Annotated in this window: 6 protein-coding genes; 3 read left to right on the forward strand and 3 right to left on the reverse strand. The window is 69.9% G+C overall.

What is annotated here, in order from left to right:
• Together EQG76_RS11965 and EQG76_RS11970 are read left to right on the forward strand one after the other, a co-directional pair.
• Positions 1 to 1,454 (forward strand): NAD(+) synthase (locus tag EQG76_RS11965; RefSeq protein ID WP_159713632.1); only part of this gene is annotated, 1,454 nt, incomplete at its 5' end.
• Positions 1,455 to 1,489: 35 nt separating this feature from the next.
• A complete protein-coding gene (locus EQG76_RS11970; RefSeq protein WP_159713634.1) occupies positions 1,490 to 2,101 on the forward strand; it encodes a cysteine hydrolase family protein in 612 nt (203 codons plus the stop codon).
• On the opposite strand, the gene EQG76_RS11975 is transcribed toward EQG76_RS11970, so the two are convergent.
• The 3 genes from EQG76_RS11975 to glgA all read right to left on the reverse strand — a co-directional run bounded on the left by EQG76_RS11975 (position 2,098) and on the right by glgA (position 4,992).
• Positions 2,098 to 2,811 (reverse strand): haloacid dehalogenase type II, encoded by a 714-nt coding sequence (locus EQG76_RS11975; RefSeq protein WP_159713636.1) that lies wholly within the window; start codon positions 2,809 to 2,811, stop codon positions 2,098 to 2,100. The two genes, EQG76_RS11970 and EQG76_RS11975, sit on opposite strands and share 4 nt — an antisense overlap.
• 79 nt (positions 2,812 to 2,890) lie before the next feature.
• Positions 2,891 to 3,553 (reverse strand): exopolysaccharide biosynthesis protein, encoded by a 663-nt coding sequence (locus tag EQG76_RS11980; protein ID WP_159713638.1) that lies wholly within the window; start codon positions 3,551 to 3,553, stop codon positions 2,891 to 2,893.
• A 227-nt stretch (positions 3,554 to 3,780) separates the two neighbouring features.
• Positions 3,781 to 4,992 carry a glycogen synthase gene (glgA, locus tag EQG76_RS11985; RefSeq protein WP_159713640.1) on the reverse strand — a complete coding sequence of 404 codons (1,212 nt, stop codon included), beginning with the start codon at positions 4,990 to 4,992 and terminating at the stop codon, positions 3,781 to 3,783.
• Between the two features lie 310 nt (positions 4,993 to 5,302).
• Here glgA and EQG76_RS11990 point away from each other — a divergent pair.
• Positions 5,303 to 5,519, forward strand: a 217-nt coding sequence (locus tag EQG76_RS11990; RefSeq protein WP_235031330.1) for an isocitrate/isopropylmalate family dehydrogenase, incomplete at its 3' end; no start/stop codon positions are given.

The following is a 5,519-nucleotide window of genomic DNA, read 5'->3' on the forward strand; positions in this document are numbered from 1 at the left end:
TGGCCAACCTGTCCGCCTCAAACATCACCATTGCCAAGGCCGAGACCCGCAAGCTGCTGGCCCAGTCGCAGTCGGCCCGGTGCCTCGCCGCCTATGTCTACTCGGCCTCGGGGGCCGGCGAATCCACCACCGACCTCGCCTGGGACGGCCAGACCTCGATCTTCGAGAACGGCAGGGTGCTGGCCGAGAGCGGCCGCTTCCCGCCGGGCGACCAGATGGTGACGGCCGATGTCGACCTCGACCTGCTCCGCCAGGAGCGCGCCCGTCAGGGCACGTTCGACGACAACCGCCGCCGCTTCCAGGAGGTGACCGACCGCTACCGCGTCGTGCCCTTCGAGCTGGCGGCGCCGCTGGCCGATGTCGGCCTCCGGCGGGTCGTCGAGCGTTTCCCGTTCGTGCCGGCCGACCCGGCGCGCCTCGCCCAGGACTGCTACGAGGGCTACAACATCCAGGTCGCGGGCCTCACCCAGCGCCTGCGCGCCACCGGCATCGACAAGGTGTTGATCGGCGTCTCGGGCGGGCTGGATTCGACCCATGCCCTGATCGTGGCCGCCAAGGCGATGGACCACTTAGGCCTGCCGCGTACCAACATCCTGGCCTACACCATGCCGGGCTTCGCCACCTCGGACCTGACCAAGACCAACGCCATCCGCCTGATGAGCGCGCTCGAGGTCGCCTGGCAGGAGCTAGACATCCGCCGGACCGCCACGCAGATGCTCAGGGATCTAGGCCACCCGTTCGGCCGGGGCGAGCCGGTCTACGACGTCACCTTCGAGAACGTGCAGGCGGGCCTGCGCACCGACTATCTCTTCCGCCTGGCCAACCACCATGGCGGCCTGGTGATCGGCACCGGCGACCTGTCCGAATTGGGCCTCGGCTGGTGCACCTATGGCGTGGGCGACCAGATGTCCCACTACAACGTCAATGCCGGAGTGCCGAAGACGCTGATCCAGCACCTGATCCGCTGGGTGATCTCGTCCGGCCAGTTCGGCGGCGACGTGCCGGCCACGCTGGAATCGATCCTCGCCACCGAGATTTCGCCGGAACTGGTGCCGGTGGAGGCCGGGGAGAAGCCGCAGAGCACCGAGGCCAAGGTCGGCCCCTACGAGCTGCAGGACTTCAACCTGTTCTACACGCTGCGCTACGGCTTCCGCCCCTCCAAGATCGCCTTTTTGGCGCTGATGGCCTGGGAGCAGGCCGATCGCGGTGCTTGGCCGCCCGGCTTCCCGGAGGACCGGCGGCGCGCCTACGACCTCCCGCACATCCGCAAATGGCTGGAAGTGTTCATCCGCCGCTTCTTCGGCTTCAGCCAGTTCAAGCGCTCGGCCATGCCGAACGGCCCGAAGGTCGCGGCCGGCGGCTCGCTATCCCCGCGCGGCGACTGGCGGGCCCCCTCGGACGGCAACGCCAAGGCCTGGCTGGAGGAGCTGGAGCGGAACGTGCCTGCCGCCTGAGCGTTGGGCTCCCGGACCGGCCAGGCAAGGACGCCATGCAGGACGACGATCAGCTCAAATATGGCCCGCTCACCGCGAGCTGCGCGCATGTCTGCGTCGACATGCAGAGACTTTTCCACGAGGACACTGACTGGCACACGCCCTGGATGGAGCGGGTCCTGCCCAACGTGGTGCGGCTGGTCGAGGCCCATCCGGAGCGGACGGTCTTCACCCGCTTCATCCCCGCCAGACGTCCCGGCGAGGGTCGCGGCACCTGGCGGCGCTACTACGAGCGCTGGGAGTCGATGACGGTCGAGCGGCTGGGCCCGGAGATGGTCGAGCTGATCCCGGACCTGGCCCGGTTCGTCCCGCCGGCCGAGGTGGTCGACAAGCATGTCTATGGCCCCTGGGACGAGACCGACCTCCACGCCCGGCTCCAGCGCCGCGGCATCGACACGCTGGTGATCAGCGGCGGCGAGACCGATGTCTGCGTGCTCGCCACCATCATGGGCGCCATCGACCGTGGCTACCGGGTGGTGGTCGGCCACGACGCCTTGTGCAGTTCCTCCGACGAGACCCACGACGCCTCGCTCAGCCTCTACCACCGCCGCTTCGGCGTGCAGATCGAGGCGGTGTCGGTTCAGCTCATCCTGGATCAGTGGCGCTAGGCCGGTCCTCTTCCGGCCGCCCGTTCGGTGGCCACGAACCGCACCAGCTCGTCCATCGACCGGCCGGCGGCCTCGGCCGACACGCCCAGCCGCTCGGGCGGCAGGCCAGCACGGTTCATCCAGAAGGTCCGATAGCCGAACCAGGCGGCCGCGCACACGTCCCAGCCGTTGGAGGACACGAACAGGATCCGCTTGGCGGGCAGGCCCAGCGCATCCAGGCCCAACTGGTAGATCTCCGGCGCGGTCTTGAACCGGCGCACCTGGTCGGCGGTCAGGACCAGGTCGAACAGGCCGTCGAAGCCGGCCGCTTCGATGGCCGGCTCCAGCATGCGCGGCGCGCCGTTGGACAGGATCGCGAGCGGCAGCCCCAGTTCCTTCAGCCGGACCAGCGCCTCCCGGTCGCCGGGATGGGACGGCAGCCGGCGGTAGACGCCCAGCAGCCGGTCCACCGCGTCCTGCCCGGCCGGCAGCCCTAGCCGGTCCAGCACATAGTCCAGCGCGTCGGCGGTCACCGACCAGAAATCGGCATAGCGGCCGGACATGCTGCGCACCCGCGCATATTCGAGCTGCTTCTCCCGCCAGGCCGCCGCCAGCGCCACGCCCTTGTTTGGGAACAGCTCGTCGGCGACCCGCGCGATCGCGTGGACGTCGAATAGGGTGCCGTAGGCGTCGAAGATCACCGCACCCAGCGCCTGACCAGCCGCCTGCATCCCCTCCTCCCGCAAGCTCGCTCGGGCCCCATGATCGACCGGCCTGGACCTTCGCTCAAGCATCCAACCGGCCGCTGGCTCAGGTCAGGGCGAGCAGGGCCGCCACCGTAACCGCCGCGGTGATCAGGCCGCTCGAGAGCATCAGCAGCCCGTCGCGTGCCGTCATCCCCAGCGCCGTGGCGGCGATCACCAGGCCGGCCACCGAGTTCAGGAACGGGAGGATTTCCATGGGCGGCATGGTGAGCGCCACGATCATGCAGTGCAGTGCCGCAGCCTTCTGCCCGAGCGGGCCGGTCAGCCAGTGCAGCCGCGGGCGCACCAGCCGGTCGACACGGCCGGCCCAGGGCGACAGGAAGCCGGTCACCCGGCGCAGCTTGCTGCCCGGCACGCAGCGCGCCTCGATCTGACGCGGCAGCCATATCCTGCTTCTGTCGGCCAGCATCTGCCAGCCGATCAGCAGGACGACCGCCGCCATCATGCTGGGCACGGTCGGGATGCCGGACAAGGGCGAGATCACGACCAGGCCCGGCACCAGGAGGAGCGGGCCGAACGACCGGTCGCCCAACGCATCGCGGATGTCGCCTACCGAGACGCTCGCCTGCCGGGCGGCCGTCTCGTCGATGCGCGCCAGGACGTCGCTCAAGGATTCGAGCGGCGGCGGGCCCTCGCGGCGCAGGCCCCGCCAGAACCGGTGCTCCCGCAACCGTACCCGCCAGGGGCGCGCGGCTGCCGGTGCCGCCATGACCCGGCCGGCCGTAACCTCCAGCCGTCCCTCGGCCGGTATCGGACTGTCCGTCGGCGCGGTGATGGTGCCCTCCTCCTCCCCCAGAGTTCACACACGCACGAGTTGTGATGATGGGCGTGCCGGCAGGTCGCCGCCCTTCGTCTCCACCGATGAGCCCTGACATGGGAGCCGCCAAGAGCCGGCGCGGTTCCGTCCGGGCAGCCGCAGCACCGGTGCCCCCTGGCCTAGCGCAAGGTCTGGTACAGTTCGACGGTGCGCTCTGCGATGGCGTCCCAGCTGAACTGCTCGACTGCGCGGCGCCGACCGTTCGCGGCAAGGCGCGCCCGCAGTTCCGGGTCACGGGCCAGCCGGTTGATCGTTGCGGCCAGGCCTGCGGAGAACTCGGCCGGATCGGCCGGATCGAAGCTGCCGGCGCGGATCCGCGGGTCGACCAGCAGGCCGGTTTCCTCCGGCACCACCACCTCGGGGATACCGCCCACGGCCGAGGCGACCACGGGGGTCTCGCAGGCCATGGCCTCCAGGTTGATGATGCCGAACGGCTCGTAGACCGACGGGCAGCAGAAGATAGCGGCGTGGTTGTAGAACTGGATCACGTCGGCCCTGGGCAGCATCTCCCGCACCCAGACCACGCCCTGGCGCCTGGCGCTGACCTCGGCCACGCGCGCCTCCATCTCCTTGCCGATCTCGGGCGTGTCCGGGGCGCCGGCGCACAGGACGATCTGCAGGTCCGGATCAATCTGCGGGATCGCGTTGACGAGGTGGATGATCCCCTTCTGCCGGGTGATCCGGCCTACGAACAGGAGGTAGGGCCGGTCCGGGTCGACGCCGTGGCGGGCCAGCGCGTCCTTCGCCTCGGTCCGGCGGTACTCGTCCGGGTCGATGCCGTTATGGATGACATGCACCCGTGCCGGCTGGACGTCGAACAGGCGGAGGATGTCCTCGCGGGTCTCCTTGGAGACCGCGATGATCGCATCGGCATGCTCCATCGCGGTGCGCTCCATCCAGGTGCTCAGATGGTAGGCATTGCCGAGTTGCTCGACCTTCCAGGGCCGCAGGGGCTCCAGCGAATGGACGGTCAGGACGAAGGGCACGTCCCAGAGCCGGCTCGCGATCAGGCCGGCCATGTCGGTGTACCAGGTGTGGCAGTGCGCCACGTCGGCATCCAGCGTGTCCTTGGCCATGGCGAGCGAGCGGGCATAGGCGTCGATGGCGCTGCCGAAGCGCGGGTCCGTGCCCACCTTGGCTTCCGCCCAGGCCGGGTAGCCGCGCACCACCGGGTTGCCGCCCTCGCTGCGCTGGCTGCCGAAGCAGCGTACCTCCACGGCCAGGCGCTTCGCCATCGCCCGGGCCAGGTACTCCACATGCACGCCGGCACCGCCATAGACGTTGGGCGGGTACTCGTTGGTGAACAGCGCGACCTTCCCGACCTTCGACACGCTCGCTTCCTCCCGACCTGATCCGGCGATCGCCCTTCCCCGTCGCTGCCCGACAGCCACCCGCAGGAACGCCCGGAGCCGCGCATCGGATCCCGTGGCCTTGCGCGATCATCCGCACCGGATTGTCGATGCGGCCCCGCGCCAAGTCACGCAATGCCCTTGGGCCAGGGTCTAGCCGCCTTCCCGGCGCAGCTTCCCTGCCTCCTCGTCCGGCACGGTGCATTGGCCGTGGCCGGTTCTGTCGGCATGATCCCGGAAGCGGCCGGATGCTGGGCGGACCGCCGGCTTGTGCAAGGGACGAGGATCGAGGATGAAGACCTACCGGATCGCCGCCATTCCGGGCGACGGGATCGGCATCGAGGTGGTGGAGGCGGGGCTCCGCGTGCTGGACGCGCTGGCAGAGCGCGACGGCGGCTTCACCCTCGATGTCGAGCGGTTCGACTGGGGCAGCGAGCGCTACCGGCGCACTGGTGCCCTGATGCCGGCGGACGGGGTGGACCGGCTGCGCGGGTTCGACGCGATCCTGT

Origin of the sequence: Geminicoccus flavidas (assembly GCF_009806515.1) — a bacterium.
In the GTDB taxonomy this organism is placed as follows: domain Bacteria; phylum Pseudomonadota; class Alphaproteobacteria; order Geminicoccales; family Geminicoccaceae; genus Geminicoccus; species Geminicoccus flavidus.

What these genes read in the sequence shown, in the direction of transcription:
- EQG76_RS11970 (WP_159713634.1), top strand. Translation starts at nt 1,490, where the DNA reads ATGCAGGACGACGATCAGCTCAAATATGGCCCGCTCACCGCGAGCTGC.
- EQG76_RS11975 (WP_159713636.1), bottom strand. Translation starts at nt 2,811, where the DNA reads ATGCAGGCGGCTGGTCAGGCGCTGGGTGCGGTGATCTTCGACGCCTAC.
- EQG76_RS11980 (WP_159713638.1), bottom strand. Translation starts at nt 3,553, where the DNA reads ATGGCGGCACCGGCAGCCGCGCGCCCCTGGCGGGTACGGTTGCGGGAG.